Source organism: Granulimonas faecalis, from assembly GCF_022834715.1.
Taxonomy (GTDB): Bacteria; Actinomycetota; Coriobacteriia; order Coriobacteriales; family Atopobiaceae; genus Granulimonas; species Granulimonas faecalis.
The window spans coordinates 894,382-916,812 of the sequence record NZ_BQKC01000001.1; the positions used below are offsets into that span (position 1 = coordinate 894,382).

Annotated in this window: 18 protein-coding genes; 17 read left to right on the forward strand and 1 reads right to left on the reverse strand. The window is 68.6% G+C overall.

Annotated features, from left to right (window positions below; translation table 11 throughout):
• The first annotated feature begins 3 nt into the window (after nt 1-3).
• The 10 genes from OR600_RS04080 (at nt 4) to OR600_RS04125 (ending at nt 12,320) form a co-directional block, all read left to right on the forward strand.
• Nucleotides 4-1,608: an ABC transporter substrate-binding protein gene (locus OR600_RS04080; RefSeq protein WP_265590713.1), complete on the forward strand. Its 1,605-nt coding sequence runs from the start codon at nt 4-6 to the stop codon at nt 1,606-1,608.
• Nucleotides 1,609-1,734: 126 nt separating this feature from the next.
• Nucleotides 1,735-2,685 carry an ABC transporter permease gene (locus OR600_RS04085; protein WP_135977632.1) on the forward strand — a complete coding sequence of 317 codons (951 nt, stop codon included), beginning with the start codon at nt 1,735-1,737 and terminating at the stop codon, nt 2,683-2,685.
• 52 nt (nt 2,686-2,737) lie between these two features.
• On the forward strand, nt 2,738-4,690 hold the full coding sequence (locus tag OR600_RS04090; RefSeq protein ID WP_251173622.1) for a dipeptide/oligopeptide/nickel ABC transporter permease/ATP-binding protein: 1,953 nt from the start codon (nt 2,738-2,740) through the stop codon (nt 4,688-4,690).
• 4 nt (nt 4,691-4,694) lie between these two features.
• Nucleotides 4,695-5,552 carry an ABC transporter ATP-binding protein gene (locus tag OR600_RS04095; protein WP_135977631.1) on the forward strand — a complete coding sequence of 286 codons (858 nt, stop codon included), beginning with the start codon at nt 4,695-4,697 and terminating at the stop codon, nt 5,550-5,552.
• A gap of 83 nt (nt 5,553-5,635) precedes the next feature.
• A complete protein-coding gene (locus tag OR600_RS04100; protein ID WP_135977630.1) occupies nt 5,636-6,559 on the forward strand; it encodes a dihydrodipicolinate synthase family protein in 924 nt (307 codons plus the stop codon).
• A 21-nt stretch (nt 6,560-6,580) separates the two neighbouring features.
• Complete coding sequence (locus OR600_RS04105; RefSeq protein WP_265590714.1) at nt 6,581-7,543, forward strand: ROK family protein; 963 nt, start codon at nt 6,581-6,583, stop codon at nt 7,541-7,543.
• A gap of 40 nt (nt 7,544-7,583) precedes the next feature.
• A complete protein-coding gene (locus OR600_RS04110; RefSeq protein WP_135977628.1) occupies nt 7,584-8,273 on the forward strand; it encodes an N-acetylmannosamine-6-phosphate 2-epimerase in 690 nt (229 codons plus the stop codon).
• 257 nt (nt 8,274-8,530) lie between these two features.
• Entirely contained in the window at nt 8,531-9,715 is a 1,185-nt protein-coding gene (locus OR600_RS04115) for a DegT/DnrJ/EryC1/StrS family aminotransferase (protein ID WP_265590715.1), read from the forward strand.
• 11 nt (nt 9,716-9,726) lie between these two features.
• Complete coding sequence (locus OR600_RS04120; protein WP_135977626.1) at nt 9,727-10,977, forward strand: carboxylate--amine ligase; 1,251 nt, start codon at nt 9,727-9,729, stop codon at nt 10,975-10,977.
• A gap of 134 nt (nt 10,978-11,111) precedes the next feature.
• On the forward strand, nt 11,112-12,320 hold the full coding sequence (locus OR600_RS04125; protein WP_265590716.1) for a C40 family peptidase: 1,209 nt from the start codon (nt 11,112-11,114) through the stop codon (nt 12,318-12,320).
• A gap of 176 nt (nt 12,321-12,496) precedes the next feature.
• On the opposite strand, the gene OR600_RS04130 is transcribed toward OR600_RS04125, so the two are convergent.
• Nucleotides 12,497-13,489: a lipid II:glycine glycyltransferase FemX gene (locus tag OR600_RS04130; protein ID WP_135977624.1), complete on the reverse strand. Its 993-nt coding sequence runs from the start codon at nt 13,487-13,489 to the stop codon at nt 12,497-12,499.
• Between the two features lie 108 nt (nt 13,490-13,597).
• Between OR600_RS04130 and uvrC the strand changes: the two genes are divergently transcribed.
• The 7 genes from uvrC to gpmI all read left to right on the forward strand — a co-directional run bounded on the left by uvrC (nt 13,598) and on the right by gpmI (nt 22,429).
• A complete protein-coding gene (gene uvrC / locus OR600_RS04135) occupies nt 13,598-15,574 on the forward strand; it encodes an excinuclease ABC subunit UvrC (protein WP_265590717.1) in 1,977 nt (658 codons plus the stop codon).
• Between the two features lie 101 nt (nt 15,575-15,675).
• The gene (gene rapZ / locus OR600_RS04140) at nt 15,676-16,566 is read left to right on the forward strand and encodes an RNase adapter RapZ (RefSeq protein WP_135977622.1); all 891 of its coding nucleotides are present in this window, start codon (nt 15,676-15,678) and stop codon (nt 16,564-16,566) included.
• A gap of 2 nt (nt 16,567-16,568) precedes the next feature.
• Nucleotides 16,569-17,534: a DNA-binding protein WhiA gene (gene whiA / locus OR600_RS04145; protein WP_135977621.1), complete on the forward strand. Its 966-nt coding sequence runs from the start codon at nt 16,569-16,571 to the stop codon at nt 17,532-17,534.
• 216 nt (nt 17,535-17,750) lie between these two features.
• Nucleotides 17,751-18,776, forward strand: a complete 1,026-nt coding sequence (gene gap, locus OR600_RS04150) for a type I glyceraldehyde-3-phosphate dehydrogenase (RefSeq protein ID WP_135977620.1) — start codon at nt 17,751-17,753, stop codon at nt 18,774-18,776.
• Between the two features lie 119 nt (nt 18,777-18,895).
• A complete protein-coding gene (locus OR600_RS04155) occupies nt 18,896-20,089 on the forward strand; it encodes a phosphoglycerate kinase (RefSeq protein ID WP_251173610.1) in 1,194 nt (397 codons plus the stop codon).
• Nucleotides 20,082-20,861, forward strand: a complete 780-nt coding sequence (gene tpiA, locus OR600_RS04160) for a triose-phosphate isomerase (RefSeq protein ID WP_135977618.1) — start codon at nt 20,082-20,084, stop codon at nt 20,859-20,861. The genes OR600_RS04155 and tpiA overlap by 8 nt, the downstream gene beginning before the upstream one ends.
• Complete coding sequence (gene gpmI / locus OR600_RS04165) at nt 20,861-22,429, forward strand: 2,3-bisphosphoglycerate-independent phosphoglycerate mutase (RefSeq protein ID WP_265590718.1); 1,569 nt, start codon at nt 20,861-20,863, stop codon at nt 22,427-22,429. Before tpiA ends, gpmI begins: the two co-directional genes overlap by 1 nt.
• Nucleotides 22,430-22,431 lie beyond the last annotated feature (2 nt).

Genomic DNA, 22,431 nt, shown 5'->3' on the forward strand with positions numbered 1-22,431 from the left:
GCAATGTTTGACAAGGGCATGTCGCGTCGCACCTTCCTCGGCCTCGGCGGCACCGCCGCGGTCGCCGCGGGCCTCGGCCTCGCCGGCTGCGGCGGCGGTGGCGACGACGCGTCGTCCGGCTCCGGCTCCGGCGGCGCCGACGCCACCCTGACCGCGGGCCTCGCCTACCAGAACCAGGGCAACCTCGACCCGCTGTCCACCTCCAGCGCCACCGGCATGGCCGCCAACTGGTGCGTGGCCGAGGGCTTCTTCGAGTTCGACTACGCCAAGATGGAGGCCTTCGCCGCCCTGGCCGCCTCCGAGGACATCGAGAAGGTCTCCGACACCGAGTACAAGGTGCAGTTCCGCGAGGGCGCCAAGTTCTCCGACGGCACCGCCGTCACCCCCGACGACGTCATCAAGTCCTGGCAGCGCGCCGCGGGCATCGACGAGGAGTACAAGGGCAACATCTACGAGCCCATGCTCACCTTCATCGACGCCGTCGAGGCCGACGGTGACACCGGCGTCACCTTCAAGCTCAAGAACGCCTTCGACCCCGAGATCATGAAGAAGCGCCTCTGCATCATCAAGATCTGCCCGGCCTCCATGTCCAAGGACGAGCTCACCAAGCTCCCCGTGGGCACCGGCCCCTGGAAGTACGACGAGTCCAACGAGCAGTCCATCAAGCTCTCCGTCAACGAGAACTACAACGGTCCCAAGCCGGCCAGCAACCCGGTGGAGTTCACCGTCCTCGTCGACAACGACCCGCGCGTCACGGCCATGACCGAGGGCACCACCATGGTCTGCGAGGCCGTCCCCGCCGAACAGATCGCCAACTTCGAGGGCCAGGGCATCACCGTCGACAAGGTCCAGGGCTTCAACCTGCCCTTCTTCATGTTCAACCTCAAGAAGAAGCCGTTCGACGACGTTCGCGTGCGCCAGGCCTTCTTCTACGCCGTCGACGTCGAGAAGATCATCGAGAACGCCCTCGACGGCCTCGCCCAGCCGGCCACCTGCTACCTGCCCGAGAACTTCCCCGGCTACCACAAGGCCTCCACGGTCTACACCTACGACGTCGACAAGGCCAAGAGCCTCCTCGAGGAGGCCGGCGCCACCGGCACCAAGCTGACCCTCCAGACCACCGACACCGCCTGGATCAAGGAGATCGCCGCCTCGATCCAGCAGGACCTCATCGCCGCCGGCCTCGAGGTCGAGCTCAACTCCCAGAAGAGCTCCGACCTCTACGCCAACCAGGCCACGCCCGACGCCTCCGGCGTGTGCCCCTACGACGTGGTGCTCGCCTCCGGCGACCCCTCGGTCTTCGGCAACGACCCCGACCTGCTCATGAGCTGGTTCTACGGCGACGGCATCTGGACCCAGTCCCGCTACGGCTGGCAGGGCATGGAGAAGTGCACCGAGCTCCAGACCCTCATGGCCAAGGCCGTCACCGAGACCGGCGACGCCCAGCAGGACACCTGGAACCAGTGCTTCGACCTCCTGGCCGAGCAGGTGCCCCTGTACCCGCTGTTCCACCGCGTCACCCCCACCGGCGTCTGGGCCGACAAGATCGACGGCTTCCAGGCCATCGGCTGCACGGGCATCGACCTCGTGGGCTGCAAGGCCAAGTAAGTTCCTTCAAGGTTCCAACCCCGGAGCGATCCGGGACGGGCGCGGGGAGGCACCGCACCATCGCCTTCCCGCGCCCCATTTGTGCACATAGGCAACCCGTTTCTATTGTGAAAGGAGAGACGCAACGTGAACAACCTCATCCGGTTGATAGGACGAAGGCTCATCGCCCTGCCCATCATGGTCCTGGGCGTCACCTTCCTGGTGTTCTTCGTCATGTCGTTCTCCCCGATTGACCCGGCCTACGGTGCCCTCGGCGAGGGCGCCACCCAGGAGGCCGTCCAGATGTACCGCGAGAAGCACGGCCTCGACCAGCCGTGGATCGTGCAGTACGGAGACTTCCTCGGGGGCATGTTCCAGGGCAGCCTCGGCGAGTACGGCGTCAACAGCGCCTCCGTGGCCGACCGCGTGATGAAGGCCTTCCCGGTGACCATGCAGCTCACCTTCCTCGGCCTCATCATCGGCGTCATCGTCGCGTTCATCCTCGGTGTGGTTGCCGCCGTGTACCGGGACAAGTGGCCAGACCAGGTCATCCGAATACTGTCGATCGCCTGCATCGCCACGCCGTCCTTCTGGCTCGCCGTCCTGCTGATCCTGGTGTTCTCCTTCAACCTCAAGATCTTCCCGGCCTCCGGCGCCCTGCCGGCGTTCCTCACCGGCGGCTGGTGGATGCGCATGATCCTGCCCGCTTTGGCCCTCTCGGTGCCCCTCGCCGGCCAGCTCACCCGCGTCATCCGTACCTCCATGGCCGAGGAGCTCGACCGTGACTACGTGCGCACCGCCGTGGGCGCCGGTGTCCCCCGCAGCGAGGTCATCGTCAAGAACGTGCTCCGCAACGCCATGATCACGCCGGTCACCGTTCTCGGCCTGCGCATCGGCTACCTCATGGGCGGCGCCGTGGTCATCGAGGTCATCTTCAACCTCCCCGGCATGGGCATGGCCATCCTCGACGGCGTCACGTCCAACTACCCCACGCTCGTCCAGGGCGTCACCCTCGTGGTTGCCCTCGCGTTCATCGTGATCAACATCGTGGTGGACATGCTCTATATCCTTATCAACCCCCGAATCAGGAGCGTGTAACGTGGCTGAGACCGTCAAGCGCCGCAGCGGCATCTCCCGCCGCTGGCACGCCATGAGCATCGGCTCCCGCATCTCCATCGTGGTGCTCGTCCTCGTGGCCCTCGTGGCTATCTGCGCCAACTTCCTGGCGCCCCACAGCCCCTTCGAGATCTTCAAGTCCCGCCAGGCCCCCAACGGCGAGTTCCTCTTCGGCACCGACGAGAAGGGCCGCGACATCCTCTCCCGCATGATGTTCGGCGCCCGCTACTCCCTGGCCATCGGCTTCGGCGCCACCCTCCTCGCCCTCGTGGGCGGCTGCATCATCGGCTCCGTGGCCGCCGTGAGCCGCAAGTGGATCTCCGAGGTCATCATGCGCATCATGGACGTGGTGATGAGCTTCCCCGGCATCGCCCTGGCCGCCGTCTTCGTGTCGGTCTTCGGCAACTCGGTACCCTCCATCGTGCTGGCCATCGGCTTCATCTACATCCCGCAGGTGACCCGTATCGTCCGCGCCAACGTGGTGGCCGAGTACGGTGAGGACTACGTCCGCGCCGTCGTGGTCTCGGGCGCAAAGGCCCCTTGGATCCTCGTCAAGCACGTCATGCGCAACTGCATCGCGCCCATCCTCGTGTACGTCATCGTGCTCGTGGCCGACGCCATCATCCTCGAGGCCTCGCTGTCCTTCATCTCCGCCGGCATCCAGGAGCCCACGCCCACCTGGGGCAACATCCTGTCCGACGCCCGCTCCGGCGTCCTGGCCGGCCGCTGGTGGCAGGCGCTCTTCCCCGGCCTGGCCATCATGACCACGGTCCTCTGCCTCAACATCTTCTCCGAGGGCATCACCGACGCCATGGTGGCGGCGCCCAACGCCCCCATCGAGGACGACGGCAAGCACGCCCGCAAGCAGGACCGCCTCCTGTTCGACCCGGTCGAGGCCTACAAGCAGCAGGCCGCCTCCCTCGACAGGTCCCTCACGGCCCTCGCCGCCGTCGAGGCCAGGCGCGACGACCGCCACAAGCCCGACTACGACGTGCAGCCGGTGCTCGAGGTCAAGGACCTCTGCATCAAGTTCCCGCGCCACGGCGACGTCAACGTGGTCGACCACGTGAACTACGCCGTGCGCCCCGGCCAGACCATGGGCCTCGTGGGCGAGTCCGGCTGCGGCAAGTCCATCACCGCCCTCACGATCATGGGCCTCATCGACTCCCGCGCCCAGATCTCCGGCGAGATCCTCTACCAGGGCAAGAACCTGCTCGAGATGGATGACGCCGAGCGCAACGCCCTCCGCGGCCACGACATCGCCATGATCTACCAGGACGCCCTCTCCGCCCTCAACCCGTCCATGCTCATCAAGAACCAGATGAAGCAGCTCACGGACCGCGGCGGCACCCGCTCCGCCGAGGAGCTCCTCGAGCTCGTGGGCCTCGACCCGGCCCGCACCCTCGAGAGCTACCCCCACGAGCTCTCCGGCGGCCAGCGCCAGCGCGTCCTCATCGCCATGGCCCTCACCCGCGACCCCAAGGTGATCATCGCCGACGAGCCCACCACGGCCCTCGACGTCACCGTCCAGAAGCAGGTCATCAAGCTCCTCAACGACCTGCAGGCCAAGCTCGGCTTCGCCATGATCTTCGTGTCCCACGACCTCGCCCTCGTGGCCGAGGTGGCCAACTACATCACCGTCATGTACGCCGGCCAGGTCGTGGAGCAGGCGCCCACCATCGAGCTGCTCATGCACCCCACCCACGAGTACACCCGCGGCCTCCTCGGCGCCGTGCTCTCCATCGAGGGCGGCTCCGGCAGGCTCCACCAGGTGCCCGGCGTGGTCCCGAGCCCCAAGGACTTCAACGACGGCGACCGCTTCGCGCCGCGCTCGAGCCACCCCACGGTGGGCCTCGACGTCCGCCCGGTCCTCAAGAAGATCCCCGGCACCGAGCACTACGTGGCCGAGCTCCCCGACAAGGACCTCGCGGCCGCCGGCCTGACCTCCGTCGTCAACACCCCCAGCACCCCGAAGGGAGATGCATAAAGCCATGAGCGAGACCCAGAACCCCGCCGTGAACGACGGCACCGTCGACGGCGTCACGCCCATCATCTTCCTCGATGATGTGAAGGTCACCTTCAAGACCCGCACCGGCTCCCTGCTCCACCCCAACCTCGTGCAAGCCGTCAAGGGCGTCACCATGCGCGTCATGCCCGGCAAGACCCTGGGCATCGTGGGCGAGTCCGGCTGTGGCAAGTCCACCACGGCCAACGTCATGTGCGGCCTTCAGCCGCCCACCTCGGGCAAGGTCTTCTTCAAGGGCAAGGACGTGACCAAGCGCACCGCGGAGGACCGCAAGCACATCGGCTCCGTGCTCTCCGTGGTCTTCCAGGACCCCGCCACGGCCCTCAACGCCCGCATGAGCGTCCACGACCAGCTCCTCGACCCGATGCTCGTGCACAAGGTGGGCACCCCCGAGGAGCGCGAGGAGCGCATCCAGGAGCTCATCGGCCTCGTCGGCCTGCCTTCGAGCGCCCTCGACGCCCTGCCCGGCCAGCTCTCCGGCGGTCAGCGCCAGCGCGTGGCCATCGCCCGCGCCCTGTCCATCGGCCCCGACTGCATCATCGCCGACGAGCCCACGAGCGCCCTGGACGTCTCCGTGCGCGCCCAGATCCTCAACCTGCTCACCGACCTCAAGGAGCAGCTCGGCCTGGCCATGGTGTTCATCAGCCACGACATCCAGACCGTGCGCTACATCTCCGACGAGATCTGCGTCATGAACGGCGGCACCGTGGTGGAGCACGGCCCCGCCAAGCAGATCTTCGAGCACCCCCAGGACCCCTACACCAAGCTCCTGCTCGGCGCGGCCCCCTCGTTGCTCCACCCCAATCTTGGGAAAGCTTCCTGAGGCAGGCCGATAGGCACCGAGGGCCCGGCGCACCGCCGGGCCCTTCCATAGACAGCCAGACCATGAAAGGACCCCTGTTTCCCATGAGCTCAGACTTCAAGATCCGCGGCGTCGTCCCCCCCGTCGTCGTCCCCCAGCTCGACGACGGCTCCATCGACCACGAGGCCTTCGAGCGGCACCTCAACCGCATGATCGACGCCGGCATCGACGGCCTCTTCTTCCTGGGCTCGTCGGGGCAGGTCGCCTTCTTCGACGAGGAGACGCGCCTCGAGGTGGTGCGCGAGGGCATGCGCATCAACAACGGCCGCGTGCCCGTGATCGCCGGCTGCATCGACATGCAGACCGACGCCGTCATCGCCCACGCCCGCTCCATGGCCGAGCTCGGCGTCGACGCCATCGTGGCCACGGCCCCGTTCTACGCCATCCCGGGCCCCGGCGTGGTGGCCCGGCACTTCCGCGCCATCCACGAGGCCGTCGACGTGCCGCTGTTCGCCTACGACATCCCCGTCTGCGTGCAGACGAAGCTCGACTGGCGCCTGCTCGCCGAGCTCGGCGCCGAGGGCACCCTCGCCGGCGTCAAGGACTCCTCGGGCGACGACGTCTCCTTCCGCTTCCTCATCCGCGAGAACGACCGCATCGGCCACCCGCTGACGCTGCTGACCGGCCACGAGGTCGTGGTCGACGGCGCCTACCTCGGCGGCGCCGACGGCTCCGTGCCCGGCCTCGCCAACATCGCCCCCGAGCCCTATGTGGAGATGTGGCGTGCCGCCGAGGCCGGCGACTGGGCCCGCGTGCGCGAGCTGCAGGACTACCTCGCCGACCTCATGCTGATCACCCAGGTGACCACGGGCGTGGGCGGCTACGGCGCCGGCGTGGGCGCGTTCAAGACGGCCCTGCGCGAGATGGGCGTCTTCTCCAGCAACCGCATGCCCGAGCCCGTCGCCGAGCTCGAGGGCGAGAACGTCGAGGCCATCCGTCAGGTCCTGGCCACCTGCGACCTGCTCTAGCCCGCAGAGAGGGGAGAGACCATGGAGCCGACCACCGTCGTCGCCGTCGACATCGGCGGTACCAAGATCGCATGCGGCCTCGTGACCTTCACGGGGGAGGGGGTGCCGGTCGTCGAGTCGGTCGAGCGCGTCCCGACCAACCCGCTGCGCGGGGGGAAGGCCGTGCTGGCCGACGTGATCGCGGCCGTCGAGGGCGCCGTCGCCCGCTCGCCGCGTCCCGTGGCAGGGGTCGGCATCTCCACCGGCGGCGTCGTCGACCCGCGCACGGGCGACATCACCTACGCCAACGAGATGATGCCCGGCTGGTCGGGCACCCCGCTCGGCACGGCCGTCGAGGAGGCCTGCGGCCTGCCCTGCAGGGTCCTGAACGACGTCCACGCCCACGCCCTCGGCGAGGCCCGCTGGGGCGGCGGCCGCGGCTACGAGTCCGTGCTCGTGGTGGCCGTGGGTACCGGCATCTCCGGCGCCATCGTGGACGGGGGCGTCCTGTCCCTGGGGGCCCACGACATGGCCGGCAACGTGGGCCACATGGCCTGCGAGGAGGCCGCCGGCATCGAGTGCACCTGCGGCGCCGTGGGGCACCTCGAGTCAGTGGCCGCCGGCCCGGCCATCGTGGGGGAGTACGTGCGCCTCTCCGGCGCCGACACCGACCCGGAGGGCAACCCCGTGGGGGGCGCCTACATCTCCCGGGCCGCCGAGGAGGGCGACGAGGCCGCCGTGGCGGCCGAGACCCGTAGCGGCCGCGCCCTGGGCGGCGTCCTCGCCTCGTCCGCCAACCTCATCGACCCCGAGGCAATCATCCTGTCGGGCTCCGTGGTCCAGTGCGGCCCCGTCTGGCACGACGCCCTCGCCTCCGGCTATGCCGACCGCGCCATGGCCCCGGTCCGCGACCTCCCCGTCGAGCGGGGCCTCCTCGGCGACGACGCGCCGCTCATCGGCGCGGCCGAGCACTTCGTGAAGGACGGCTATGGCGACCTCTCCTAGCCGCGACCCCCGCCTGCGGCGGGAGAAAGGCAATCGTGCGATGACAGCCCAAAACCTCATCGACTCGCTCCGCGGCGGCCTCGTCGCCTCGGTCCAGGCCTACCCCGGCGAGCCCATGCGCCACCCCGAGACCATGGCCCAGATCTCTCGGGCCTGCGAGCTTGGCGGCGCCTGCGCCATCCGCTGCCAGGGCCTCTCCGACATCTCCGCCATCAAGGGGCGTGTGGAGGTCCCGGTCATCGGCCTCTGGAAGGAGGGCCACGACGGCGTCTTCATCACGCCCACCCTGCGCCACGCCCGGGCCTGCGCCATGGCCGGCGCCGACATCGTGGCCCTCGACGCCACCGACCGCCCGCGCCCCGACGGCCGCACCTTCGAGGAGACCGTCGCCGAGCTCAAGAAGGAGGAGGTCCTCGTGATGGCGGACTGCTCCTCCATCGAGGACGTGCGCCGTGGCTTCGCCGCCGGGTGCGACCTCTGCTCCACCACGCTCTCGCACCCCGGCGCCGCCATCGACCAGGCGGCCGGCCAGGGCCCCGACCTCGACCTCATCCGCCAGGCGGTGGCCGAGTTCCCGGGCCGCCCCGTGGTCTGCGAGGGGAGCGTCCACTGCCCGCAGGACGCCGCCGACGCCGTCGAGGCCGGCGCCTGGTGTGTGGTCGTGGGCACCGCCATCACCCACCCCACGTCCATCACGAGCTGGTACGTGGACGCGGTGAACGGGTCGTAGCCCAACGCCCCCGAGACGGCCATTTCCCAAGACCGCAACCGCCCGCCACGGTCTTGGGGAACAATCTGGAGGCGGTCGGTCCCCGAGACCGACTGCCTTTCATTTTGGTGCGAAGCCGTCGTCTCCTTGCGGTTTGGGGTCGTCAGGTCGTCCTGCGCCCGCCCATCCCGGTCGCCCGGGGAGAGCGGTGCACCGGGTACAGGGTCTTCATAGGGGCGGGGTAGAATCGCCCCGACTGCCGTCCGATGGAGGTTCCTATGGAAGACGAGGCCGTACGCCTCACCCACGGCCTTGCCGAGGCCACACGCACGAGTCCCGAGGATTGGTACCTTGTGTACAAGGCCCGCTACGCCATGGAAGTGGTCTTCGAGGCCCTGGCCGCGTCGGACCCTTCGGTGCGCTCGGTCGTCACGCAGCCTTTCACCTGTTGCACCGCCGTGGACCCCATCCTCGTGGCCGGGCTCGTCCCGGTGTACGGCGACATCGATGCCGACACGGTGTCCCTCGACCCGGCCGTGCTGCCCCTCGGGGAGGGTGTCGGGGCCGTCGTGCTCCAGCACTCCTTCGGCATCATCGACGACGCCTCTTCGCGCGAGTTGGTCGAGAGGGCCCACGGGGTCGGGGCCCTCGTGCTCGAGGACAGCGCCCATTGCGCCACTCGCATGGCCCTCACCGACCAGGGTCGTCCCGTTGCCGACGTCTCGGTCCACTCGTTCGGTGCCGAGAAGATGCTGCGCACCTCGTTCGGGGGTGCCGTCTGGATCAACCCCCGTGGTCGCCGGCCCCAGGCCCTCTCCATCGCCCGCGAGCGCCTCGCCGCCCTCGAGCCAGTGTGCGGAGGCGTGGCCAGGGCCGCGCGCCTTTACCTCAACGAGAACCGTGTCCTCAACCGCCTGCCCCGCAAGGCCGCCGTTTTCCTGCGGCGCAGCCTGGTGGCGGCTAGGCTCCTCGAACCGGCCGTGGCCGACAAGGAGATGGCCGGGGGGCTTCTTCACGGCCCCATGGCGCCCGATCGATGGATCTGTGCCCAGGTGAACAACGAGCTCAAGCGGGCCCCGCAGAACATGGGATCGCGCCGGGAGGTGGTCTCGGCGTTCATCGAGGCCTTTGGCGGCTCGGTACCGTACCCGGCGGCCCAGGGCTCCGACCCCGTCCAGCCCCTCCTGCGCTTCAGTGTGGTCGCACCCTCCACCGAGACGTCGCGCGAGGTGATCCGCAGGGTCAGGGAGCTGGGTTACCTCGCTGAGGACTGGTACCGTCCGTCACTCTACCCCGGTGTCGTCGACCCCGGAGCCTACGGTCTCCCCGCGGTCGGGACCCTGCCGGTCTGCGACCGGGTGACCGCGGGCATCGTCAACCTGCCCACCGAGGTCCCAATCGACGCGGTGGCACCCATGGCTGAGGCCGTCAAGCAGGTCCTCTGGACCCCATCGAACATGTAACGGAGGAAACGATGCCCGCTGTCACCATCACCGACGAGAGCCAGGTCCCCGAGCTTCTGCAGCCCGTGTGCATCGGAGGCGACATTCTCGGCTACTCCTATGCGAGGTCCTTCCACCGCCGGTGGGGGGTCGACCCCGTTATCCTATCGGCCGTCGACGTCCAGGTGACCTCGTCGAGCCGCCTGTGCGACTACCGCGTCGTCCCCGACCTTGGGGAGCCCGGCCGGCTCCTCGAGGAGCTCCTTGCCCTGGGCAAGGGGCTCAAGGCCGCCGGCAAGCTCGGCATCGTGCTCGGTTCGGCGGACTGGCACGCCAGGATCCTCTCTGAGCACGCCGAGGAGCTCTCCGAGTTCTACGCCGTGCCTTACCCGGACTTCCCCCTCCTCGACCGCATCACCGACAAGGGTGAGTTCTACCGCATCTGCGAGGAGCTCTCCATCCCGTACCCCAAGACCTGGACCGTCCTTGCCTCTGAGGGCGACCTGCCTGACGACCTGCCGTTCCCGCTTGTGGTCAAGCCGGCCAACTCGGCGGCCTACGACCTGCTCGAGTTCCCGGGCAAGGAGAAGGTCTACGCCGTCGACGATCGTCGCGGTCTCGACGAGGTCATGGGCTCCCTCGCCCGTTCCGGCTACTCCAAGGAGGTCGTGCTCCAGGACTTCGTGCCTGGAGGTGACTCGGCCCTGCGCTCGCTCACGGTCTTCACCGACCGGCATGGCGAGGCCCGCGTGGTGTCCGGCGGCCGTGTGGTCATCCAGGACCACTCGCCCATCCTCATCGGCAACCCCTGCTGCATCATGGGGGAGCGGGTGGAACAGATAATCTCCGATGCCAAGCGCTTCCTCTCTCATGTGGGCTATCACGGCGTGGCCAACTTCGACATCAAGTTCGACGAGCGTGACGGCTCCTACCGCTTCTTCGAGGTCAACACGAGGCCCGGGCGCAACAGCTGGTACGTCACCTTGGGCGGCGTCGAGTTCACCGAGCCCATCGTCCGCGACTTCGTGCTCCACGACCCCATGGAGTACCGCGAGGCCTTCGACCCGTTCCTCTATACGGTGGTTCCCAGGAAGGTCGTGGCCGACCACGTCGCCGACGACGGGCTCAGGGCTCGCGCCCTCGAGATGTTCCGAAAAGGAAAGGCCGGCTATCCCTACGGCAATCCCGATGACACCCTCAAGCACCGGGTGCTCGCGCGCCTTCTGCTGTTCAACCAGGTGAGGAAGTTCAACATCCATCTCGGCAAGGGGACGAGGGTCTAGGGATGTGGAGGCCTCCCGCAGCTGAAAAACCCTTCAGTTTGGCGCCCTGAAGGCCTATGATAAGATGCGACACTGGGTACGCAGCCTGACGAGGGACGCCTTGGCGCCCCATATCCATATCAAGGAGCGATTCCATGAAACGAGCCCGTAGCGTTTGCGCCGCCATCGCCGCCACGGCCTTTGCCCTGACCGTCGTGGTGGCCGTGCCGTCCCCGGCCGTCGCCGAAACCTCCTCGGAGCTTCAGGCCCAGCTCGACAAGGCCAAGGCGACCCGCGACGACTACTACGCCCAGGCCGAGGCCGTCTCCGACCAGCTCAACGCCACCCGCGAGCAGCTCTCCGAGACCGAGTCCCAGATCGCGGACACCCAAAAGAACATCGACAAGGTCCAGGAGGACATCAAGGTCAAGGAGGCCGAGCTGGCCAGACGCCAGGCGCTCCTTGCCGAGAACGTCTCCGAGAACTACAAGTCCGGCGGCGTGTCGCTGCTCTCCCTGGTCCTCGAGGCCAACTCGTTTGACGATTTCGTGACCAGGGTCTACTACGCTGACAAGATCAGCGAGACCCAGGCCTCCAACATCGAGGAGACCAACCGCCTGCGCACCGATCTCGCCGTGAAGAAGGGGGAGCTCGACAACGAGAAGGCCACCCTCGAGGACCAGAAGTCCCAGCAGGAGCAGCTGGTCTCCCAGCAGGAGGCCCAGCAGGCCGACCTCAAGAGCAAGGTCGACGAGGCCGACTCCTATGTCAACAGCCTCGATTCTCAGGTGAAGGAGGCCCTGGCCCAGGAGGCCGAGGCCGCCCGCCAGGCCGCCGAGCGCGAGGCGGCGGCCGCCGCTGCCGCCGCTGCCGCCAACTCCGGCAGCTACTACTCCGGTGGCGGCACCTCCGGTGGCGGCACCTCCGGCGGGGGAACCTCGGGCGGTTCCGTCTCTTCCGGCGGAAGCACCTCCGGCTCTGTCGGCGGGCTCACCTCTGCCCAGCGCAACACCATCCTCAGCGCCGCGTACTCCCTGGTCGGCAAGGTCAACTATGTCTGGGGCGGCGAGAATCCCTCCACCGGTCTCGACTGCTCCGGCTTCACCCGCTGGTGCTACGCCCAGGCCGGCATCAGCCTGCCCCACAGCTCCGCGTCCCAGCGCGCCATGGTCTCCGCCGCCTCCGGGCTCAAGTCGCCCTCCAACGCCATCCCCGGCGACATCGTCTGCTGGGAGGGCCATGTGGGCATCTATGCCGGTGGCAACACCGTGATCGACTGCAACTGGCCCCCTGACGGCGTGCGCGTGGCAACCATCTGGAACACCGCGGGCAGCCGTCTCTACGGCGCGGGGTCGCCCATCTAAACGGGTCCGCACCCTCGTGCTCCGCGTCGTCCCTGCGGGGGCCGCACCCTCTCCGGTGCGGCCCCTCTTCTTTTGGCCGCCGGGGACGTCGGGCCCTGAGGCCGCGGGCTATGGGAAAGGCCCGTTCGGAGCGGTGACTCCGGGCGGGCCCGTACACGTCTCGTGCCTTGGGTGCCTCAGCGGTCCTTGATCCTCTTGGCACCCTTGAGCGCCTTGTAGAAGAGGCCCTTGACGGGGATGTCGCGGTCGGGGGCCACATCCACCACGTCCTTGGAGAACTTGGTCTTGAACATGTTGAGCCCCTTGAGGTTGGGGGAGAAGTCGTTGCCGATGCCCATGAGGTCGTAGGTGGTGCAACCCAGTCCGGCTAGGATGAGGCAGGTCTCGAATACCTCGGCGTCCACGAAGTTCTTGACGCCCTCGAGCATGCGGGAGGCCCCGTAGTAGCGGGTGGCGCGGGTACCCTCAATGACGTTGAGCGCCCAGCACGCAAGCTCGCCGTCGATGCGGCCGGCGGTGAGGCGGGCGCGGTCGGGGCCCAGGATCTTGAGCATGTCCACGTAGTCCTTGGCGGGGGAGGGGGTGAAGCCGTCGCGGGCACAGGTCTCCTCCATCACCGCGTAATAGGGGGCGAAATCCTCCAGGGCCTGGGTCGTCTCGTCGGCCACGGTCTCGTTTGACTCGCGCAGAGACTTGCGAACGTCCCTGCGGCCGCGGGTCTTGAACTTGGAGAGGATCTCGTCGGCGTCGCCGTGGTCGAGGTCGATGACCACGGTCTGGTTGTAGGGGCTGGTGGAGAGCACCGGACGGCTCGAGGGAATCTCGTGCTCCACGGCCATGCGGATGAAGGCCACCTTGGGGTCGCGCCTCTTGACGTAGGCCACCAAGGCCCGGGCAAGCTCCTCCTCCCGGTTGGCCGTGGGCGGCACGAGCCATACGGGGGCGTGGTGGCCGCGGAGGTAGTGGTAGCCGTGGGTCTCATAGTCCATGAACGAGGCTACGGCCACGGGCCTGCCGTCCTGCTCGAAGGCCACCGACCCCCAGTAGGTGCGGTCGGTGATGGTGGACTCGTACTCGCACCAGTCCTCGGTCTGCTCGACGGGGAGCGGAAGGTCGTGCTCCTTTGCTGCCTCCTCGACCCTGGCTGCCGAGATCTCATGCAATTCCATGTTGTGATACCTTTCCTCCACGCGCTGCGCACGGGACCGGTTGTGCGCACCTATGATAGCCGCGGGCCCCCGTGGGCCCTCTACCGGGCAACCTGTTATGGAGGATCTTTGGACCGACCGCGCACCGCCCAGGACGGCACCGTTCCCGACGGCGCCCCCTCCCTCGCCGAGCAGGTGTCCCGGGTCCCTACGGACCCGGGCTGCTACCTGTGGAAGGACGCCTCGGGCCGCGTGCTCTACGTGGGAAAGGCCAAGAACCTGCGCGCCCGCATGCGGCAGTACGTGAACGGCGACGACGAGCGCGCCATGATCGCGCTCATGATGCCCCAGGTGGCCTCCTTCGACTACCTGGTGGTGGGCTCCGAGCACGAGGCCCTGGTCCTCGAGATCAACCTGATCCAGCAGTACCACCCGCCCTACAACGTCGCCCTCATGGACGACAAGAGCTACCCCTTCATTGCCGTCACCGAGGGCGACCTCTACCCGGCCATCAAGTACACCAGGGAGAGGCATCGTCCCCACACCCGTTATTTCGGCCCCTACACCGACGCCCGCGCCGCCCGGGAGGCCATCGACACGGTCCGCAAGCTCTGCCCCCTCTGCATCGGAACCTGTGCCGAGTGGAAGCGCGTCAAGCGCCTCGCCGACGCCCACCCGGAGCGGGCCGACCTCCTGCCCATGGAGCTCGCCGAGTCGGGGCGCCCCTGCTTCGACTACCACGTGGGCCGCGGCCCCGGCGTGTGCGCGGGCGCGGTCTCGCCCGAGGAGTACCGCGAGAACGTGCGCACCGTGGAGGGGTTCCTCGAGGGGCGCCGCACCGCCCTCAAGGAGGCGCTCCGCGCCGAGATGGACGCCGCCGCCCGCGACCTGGACTTCGAGAAGGCCGGCCGCTACAAGCGTCGGCTCGACCTCGTGGGCCACCTCGACAACGACCAGAAGGTCGTCTTCCGCAACCCTGTGGACGCCGACCTCGTGGGCCTCTGGCGCGAGGAGACCATCGCTGGCGTGTGCGTGTTCGTCGTGCGCGAGGGCCGCATGGTCAGGAGCGCGGAGTTCATCCTCGACAAGGGCATGGACGTCGGCGAGGAGGAGCTGCTCTCGGGCTTCCTCAAGCGCTACTACGGGCGCACCGACGAGGTGCCTCCGGCCATCGAGGTGCCCGCGCTGCCGGACGACTCCGAGACCCTCGAGTCATGGCTGGGGGAGCGCCGCGGCCACCGGGTGCACCTCCACGTGCCCCGGCGCGGCGAGCGGGCGCGGCTGCACGAGATGGCGTCTGCCAACGCCCGCCACGCCCTCATGCGCCACAAGATGCGCACGGGTTACGAGGACGACCGTGCCAACCGTGCCCTCCTCGAGCTTGAGAGCGCCCTGGCCCTCCCCGAGGCCCCCCTGCGCATCGAGTGCTTCGACATCTCCACCATCCACGGCCGCCACACGGTGGCGTCCATGGTGGTGTTCACCAACGGCCGGGCCGACAAGTCGCAGTACCGCCGCTTCAAGGTGCGCACGCCCCTGGAGGAGGCCAACGACTTCGCGTCCATGGCCGAGGTCCTGGGGCGCCGCTACGCGCCGGAGCGCATGGCCGACGGCAGGTTCGGGTCCAGGCCGGACCTCCTCATCCTCGACGGCGGCAAGCCACAGCTCACGGCGGCCATGGGCCAGCTCCAGGCCCTCGGGCTCGACATCCCGGTGGCCGGCCTCGCCAAGTCCGACGAGGAGCTCTTCGTGCCGTGGGACGACGCACCCGTGGTGCTCCCCAGCGGTTCGCCGTCGCTCTACCTCGTCAAGCGCGTCCGCGACGAGGCCCACCGGTTCGCCATCACCTACCACCGCGAGCTCCGCGGCAAGGCCATGACGGCCTCGGTCCTCGACGAGGTCCCCGGGGTTGGGGAGGGTCGCAAGAGGGCCCTGCTCAAGGCCTTCGGGTCCATGAGGGGGCTGCGGAAGGCCGCCCTGGAGGAGATCGAGGCCGTCCCCGGCATTCCGGCGCGGGTGGCGGCGGACGTCTACGGGACCCTCCGCTCGTGGGAGGAGGAGCTCGGCCGCGCCCGCGCGGCGGGCAGGGGGTCCGCCGACGGGTGACCACGGCGCGCCCCTCCGTGCCGGGGGCGTTGTCCCCTGACGGCCCGGCGCCGGCACGGCACCTGTCATACTTGCACCCGAACCCGCCGAGAGGAGCTCACATGGAGAGGACCGAGGACGTTCCCGACGTCGTCGTCATCACGGGCATGAGCGGTGCCGGGCGCACCGAGGCCATGCACACGTTCGAGGACCTGGGCTACTACGTTATCGACAACCTGCCGCCCTCGCTGCTGCTGCCGCTCTCCCGCGTCGTGGGCATCGACTCCGGCGTCGGGCGCCACCTGGCCGTGGTCTGCGACCTCCGCAGCCAGGGGCTCTTCGACGAGCTCCAGGACTCCCTCGCCGAGCTTGCCGACCACGAGCTCTCCTCGGCCCTCATCTTCCTCGACAGCTCCGACGAGGTCCTGCGCCGCCGCTACGCTCTCTCGCGCCGCCGCAACCCCATCGCCAAGGAGGGGGAGAGCAACCTCGCCGCCATCGCCCGCGAGCGCGCCCAGCTCGAGGACGTGCTGCACCGCGCGGACTACGTCATCGACACCTCCAACCTGCGCCCCATCGAGCTGCGCCGCCGCCTCCAGGGGCTCTTCTCCGAGCTCACCGACCAGCAGCTCATGGAGGTCCACGTCTTCTCCTTTGGGTTCAAGTACGGCATGCCCGAGGAGGCCGACCTCATGATCGACGTCCGCTTCCTGCCCAACCCCTACTGGGACCCGGCCATGCGCCGGCTTACGGGCAAGGACGAGCAGGTGCGCTCCTTCGTGCTCGACCACCCGCAGACCAAGGGGTTCCTGGGGGCCTGGGAGCGGCTGCTCGACTGCGTCATGCCCGGCTATGTCGCCGAGGGCAAGAGCTCGCTCTCCATCGGCGTCGGGTGCTCCGGCGGCCAGCACCGCTCCGTGGCCCTGGCCGAGGCGACGGCCGCGCACCTGGAGGCCGAGGGCTACCGCGTCACGGTGTCCCACCGCGACCTCCACCGCGCCCAGCGGGGCTGACCATGTCGTTCACCGCCGAGGTCAAGGACGAGCTCTCCCGCGTCGAGGGCGGCCCCGAGGCAGATGTCTCGGAGCTCTCCGCCCTGGTGCGGGTCTGTGGCACCCTCTCCTTCTACGGCTCGGGCGCCTACGCCGTGCGCGTGACCACCGAGACGGGGGCCGTGGCGCGCACCGTCATCCGCCTCTCCCACAAGGTGTTCGAGCTCGACACGCAGCTCACCGTGCGCCGCTCCGTCCTGCACAAGACCCGCAACTACCTCATCGAGATGCGCGACCAGCCCGGCCTCGAGGACGCCCTCGTGGAGCTCGGGGTGCTCGTCCCCGGCCGCGGGCTCGCCTCGGGCGTCCCCGGGCAGGTGGTCTCCACGCCGGGGCGGCGCGCGGCCTTCCTCCGCGGCGCCTTCATGGCCGGCGGCTTCATCGCCGACCCCCGCGGCGACTTCCACCTCGAGATGGCCGTCACCGGCGAGGCCCTCGCCGAGGCCCTCGTCTCCGTCTGTCGCGACGCCGGTGTCCAGGCCCGGCTCAACCGCCGCCGCGGCGCGTTCGCCATCTACATCAAGAGCTTCGACGACATCGTCCGGTTCCTCCTCGTGGTGGGCGCTGCGCGCACGGCCCGGGCCGTCTCCAACGTGCGGCGCATGAAGTCCGTCAAGAACGACGTCAACCGGTCCGTGAACGCGGAGATGGCCAACGCGCGCCGCGCCTCAGGGGCCGCCGCCGAGCAGCTCGCCCTCATAGACCGCGTGGAGGCCGGGCCGGGCCTCTCCGGACTGCCCCCGGCCCTGCGTGCCTTCTGCGATCTCCGCCGCGAGTACCCAGACCTCCCCCTGGCGGAGCTCGGCCGCCGCGCCTACCCGCCGCTCTCCAAGTCGGCCCTCTACCACCGGGTGCTCCGGCTCGAGGCCCTCGACGCCGAGTGGCGCGACGGCGGGGGAGGGGCCGGCCGATCCGGCGAGGATGGATAAACTACAACAAATATTCTTGCTACCTCCCTGCCCGTAATTCAAAGTTGTCCACTCGCCCGTAGACAATCATGGGCCCTAACTGCAGATTCAGAGTCATTTGTGGGTTCTCGGGCCCGGCGTGCCCCAAACGGGTTACTATGCACGCAGTGGTTCAAGTCATGGCCCTCGACCCGGCCGAGAGGCTCGGTCCGGGAGGGGCCGCGAAAGGAGAAGCGCATGGCAGTCAAGGTTGCGATTAACGGTTTCGGTCGCATCGGCCGTCTGGCCTTCCGTCAGATGTTCGGCCACGAGGGCTCCGAGATCGTCGCGATCAACGATCTCACCAGCCCCGACATGCTGGCCTACCTGCTCAAGTACGACTCGACCCAGGGCAACTACGCCCGCGACCACAAGGTCGAGGCCGGCGAGGACTCCATTACCGTCGACGGCAAGACCATCAAGATCTACAAGGAGGCCGACGCCCACAACCTGCCGTGGGGCGATCTCGACGTCGACGTCGTCCTCGAGTGCACCGGCTTCTACACCTCCAAGGCCAAGGCCCAGGCCCACATCGACGCCGGCGCCAAGAAGGTCGTCATCTCCGCTCCCGCGGGCAACGACCTCCCCACCATCGTCTACAACGTCAACCATGACATCCTGACCGCGGACGACGACATCATCTCCGCCGCCTCCTGCACCACCAACTGCCTCGCCCCGATGGCCAAGGCCCTGAACGACTACGCCCCCATCAAGAGCGGCATCATGGCCACCATCCACGCCTACACCGGCGACCAGATGATTCTCGACGGCCCCCAGCGCAAGGGCGACAAGCGCCGCAGCCGCGCCGGCGCCGTCAACATCGTCCCCAACTCCACCGGTGCCGCCAAGGCCATCGGCCTGGTGATCCCCGAGCTCAACGGCAAGCTCATCGGTGCCGCCCAGCGCGTGCCCGTGCCCACCGGCTCCACCACCCTCCTGTTTGCCGTGGTCGAGTCCGACAAGGAGGTCACCGTCGACTCCATCAACGCCGCCATGAAGGCCGCGTCTGACCCCGAGACCTTCGGCTACAACGAGGACCAGATCGTCTCCACCGACATCGTGGGCATGACCTACGGCTCGCTCTTCGACGCCACCCAGACCATGGTCCAGGATCTCGGCGACGGTCAGTACCTCGTGCAGGTCGTCTCTTGGTACGACAACGAGAACTCCTACACCTCCCAGATGGTCCGCACCATCAAGTACTTCGAGAAGTTCGTCGCCTAAAGCGGCACCTTCCCAGCGTCTCGCGGCCGTGAGGCGCCCATAGCGTCAGCCAGGGGCGCGGACGAGGCCCGAAGCCCAGTCCGCGCCCCTTCCATTGCAAACCGATAAGGAGGAGTCCCATGGCGTTCACCAAGAAGACCGTCAAGGACGTCGACGTCGACGGCAAGCGCGTCCTCATGCGCGTCGACTTCAACGTGCCGCTGGCCGACGGCGTCGTCACCGACGACACCCGCATCAAGGCGGCCATCCCCACCATCCAGTACCTCGTCGACCATGGCGCAAAGGTCGTGCTCATGAGCCACCTCGGCCGCCCCAAGGGCGACGGCGTGGAGCCCGAGCTCTCCCTCAAGCCCGCCGCCGAGAAGCTCGCCGAGCTCACCGGCCTCGACGTGACCTTCGTGCCCGACACCTACGGTCAGGAGGCCGCCGACGCCGTGGCCGCCATGGAGCCCGGCCAGGTCGTCGTGCTCGAGAACGTCCGCTTCGACAAGCGCGAGAAGAAGAACGACCCCGAGATCGCCGACAGGCTCGCCGCCCTCGGCGACATCTTCGTGCTCGACGCCTTCGGCACCGCCCACCGCGCCCAGGGCTCCGTGGTCGGCCCCGCCGCCAAGCTGCCCGCCGTGGCCGGCTTCCTGCTCGAGAAGGAGGTCGACACCCTCACCAACATCTTCGAGGCCCCCGAGCGCCCCTTCGTCGCCATCGTCGGCGGCTCCAAGGTGTCCTCCAAGATCGGCGTGCTCGACCACCTGCTCGACTCCGTCGACACCCTGATCATCGGCGGCGGCATGGCCTACACCTTCTTCCTCGCCAAGGGCTACACCGTGGGCACCTCCCTGCAGGAGCCCGACTGGGTTGACCGCGCTCGCGAGATGATGGAGAAGGCCGAGAAGAACGGCGTCAAGCTGCTCCTTCCCGTGGACAACGTGGTCGCCGACCACTTCGGCCCCGACGCCGTGGGCGTCGTCGTCAAGTCCAACGCCATCCCCGACGACATGATGGGCATGGACATCGGTCCCGAGACCGCCCAGCTCTACGCCGACGCCATCGCCGGCGCCAAGACCGTCTTCTGGAACGGCCCCATGGGCGTCTTCGAGTTCGACCAGTTCTCCGACGGCACCAAGGCCGTGGCCGAGGCCGTGGCCGCCAACGAGGACTGCACCTCGATCATCGGCGGCGGTGACTCCGTCGCGGCTGTCAACAAGTTCGACCTTGCCGACAAGATGAGCTGGATCTCCACCGGCGGCGGTGCCTCCATGGAGCTCGTCGAGGGCAAGGCCCTTCCCGGAGTGGAGGCCCTTCTCGATGCCTAACAACACGCGCACCCGCCTCATCGCGGGCAACTGGAAGATGAACAAGAACTACACCGAGGGCGTGCAGCTGGCCCAGGACCTGGCCAACGAGCTCGGCCACGACACCCACGGCGTCGAGGTCGTCGTCTGCCCGCCGGCCACCGACCTCAAGGGCGTCTCCGGCGTCATCGAGTTCGACCGCGCCCCCTTTGGCCTCGGTGCCCAGAACGTCTACTGGGAGGCCTCCGGCGCCTTCACCGGCGAGCTCTCCTGCGACATGCTCAAGAGCGTCGGCTGCACCCACTGCATCGTGGGCCACTCCGAGCGCCGCGACTACTTCGGCGAGACCGACGGCGACATCAACCTCAAGGTCAAGGCGCTGCTGGCCGCGGGCATCGTGCCCATCTCCTGCTGCGGCGAGTCCCTCGAGGTCCGCGAGGCCGGCAACCAGGTCGACTTCGTCGTGGGCCAGATCCGCGCCGACTTCGACGGCGTCGAGCTCGAGAGCGGCGACCAGCTCGTCGTGGCCTACGAGCCCATCTGGGCCATCGGCACCGGCAAGACCGCCACGCCCGAGGACGCCCAGGAGGTCTGCGGCGCCATCCGCGCCGCCCTCGTCGACATCTTCGGCGCCGACATCGCCTCCCAGATTCGCGTGCTCTACGGCGGCTCCGCCAAGCCCGGCAACGTCGCCGGCTTCCTCGCTGAGGAGGACGTCGACGGCGCCCTCGTGGGCGGCGCCTCGCTCGTTGCGGCCGACTTCGCCGCCATGGTCGAGAGGGCTGCTGAGTAATGAGTTCCAACAAGGGAAAGAAACCCGCCCTCCTCGTCATCATGGACGGCTTCGGCCTCGCGCCCACCGGCCCTGAGAACGCCGTGAGCCAGGCCAAGCTGCCCTACATCCAGTCGCTCCTCGCCACCTACCCCCACACCACCCTGGGCGCGTCCGGCGAGGACGTGGGGCTGCCCGACGGCCAGATGGGCAACTCCGAGGTGGGCCACCTCAACATCGGCGCCGGCCGCATCGTCTTCCAGGAGCTCTCGCGCATCAACAACGCGGTGCGCGACGGCTCCATCGAGGAGAACCCGGTGCTCGCCGACGCCATGGACGCCGTGAAGGAGAGGGGCTCCGTGCTGCACGTCATGGGCCTCGTCTCCGACGGCGGCGTGCACTCCTCCATGGAGCACGCCGAGGCCGTCGTGTCCATGGCCGCCAAGCGCGGCGTCCAGCGCGTGCGCATCGACGCCTTCACCGACGGCCGCGACGTCGACCCCCAGTCCGGGGCCGGCTTCATGGAGTCGCTCCAGGCCTTCTGCGCCAAGGTCTCCGAGGCCACCGGCGCCGACGTCAAGATCGCCACGGTCTCCGGCCGTTACTGGGGCATGGACCGCGACAACCGCTGGGAGCGCGTCGAGCGCGCCTACGACGCCATCGTCGGCGCCGAGGGCGTCGAGGTGGCCAGCGCCGCCGAGGGCCTGCGCGCGTTCTACGAGAAGGACCCGCGCGGCGACGAGTTCGCCGACCCCATGGTGGTCGAGGGCGCGGCCCTCGGCACCCACGACGGCGACGCGTTCATCTTCTTCAACTTCCGCCCGGACCGCGCCCGCGAGATGACCCGCGCGCTCACCGACGCCACCTTCGACGGCTTCGAGCGCCGCTCCACCCCCGAGCTCTCGTGCTTCGTCACCATGACCGAGTACGACCCCGAGCTCGACGTCGAGGTCGCCTTCCCCAAGACGGTGCCGGCCCACGTCCTGGCCGACGTCATCGCCGACAACGGCCTCAGGCAGCTCCACACCGCCGAGACCGAGAAGTACGCCCATGTGACGTTCTTCCTCAACGGTGGCGTGGAGGAGCCCAAGGAGGGGGAGACCCGCGTGCTCGTCCCGAGCCCCAAGGTCGCCACCTACGACCTCAAGCCCGAGATGAGCGAGCCGGAGGTTACCGAGCGCCTCGCCAGGTCCATCCGCGCGGACGCCGCCGACCTCTACGTGGTCAACTACGCCAACTGCGACATGGTGGGCCACACCGGCGTCGTCCAGGCCGCCACCGCGGCCTGCGAGGCCGTGGACGACGGCCTCTCCCGCATCGTCCCCGAGATCCTGGCCAAGGGCGGCTTCGCGCTCATCACCGCCGACCACGGAAACGCCGACCACATGTACGACGTCTCCTCCACCGGCGAGCGCAAGCCCTTCACGGCCCACACCACCAACCGCGTGCCCCTGATCGTCGTCGACCCCGACGCCAGCCTGTCCGGCGTCGAGGACGGCCGCCTCTCCGACATCGCCCCCACCATCCTCGCGATGATGGGCATCGACCGTCCCGAGGAGATGACGGGCCGAGTGCTCGTGAAGGAGTAAGG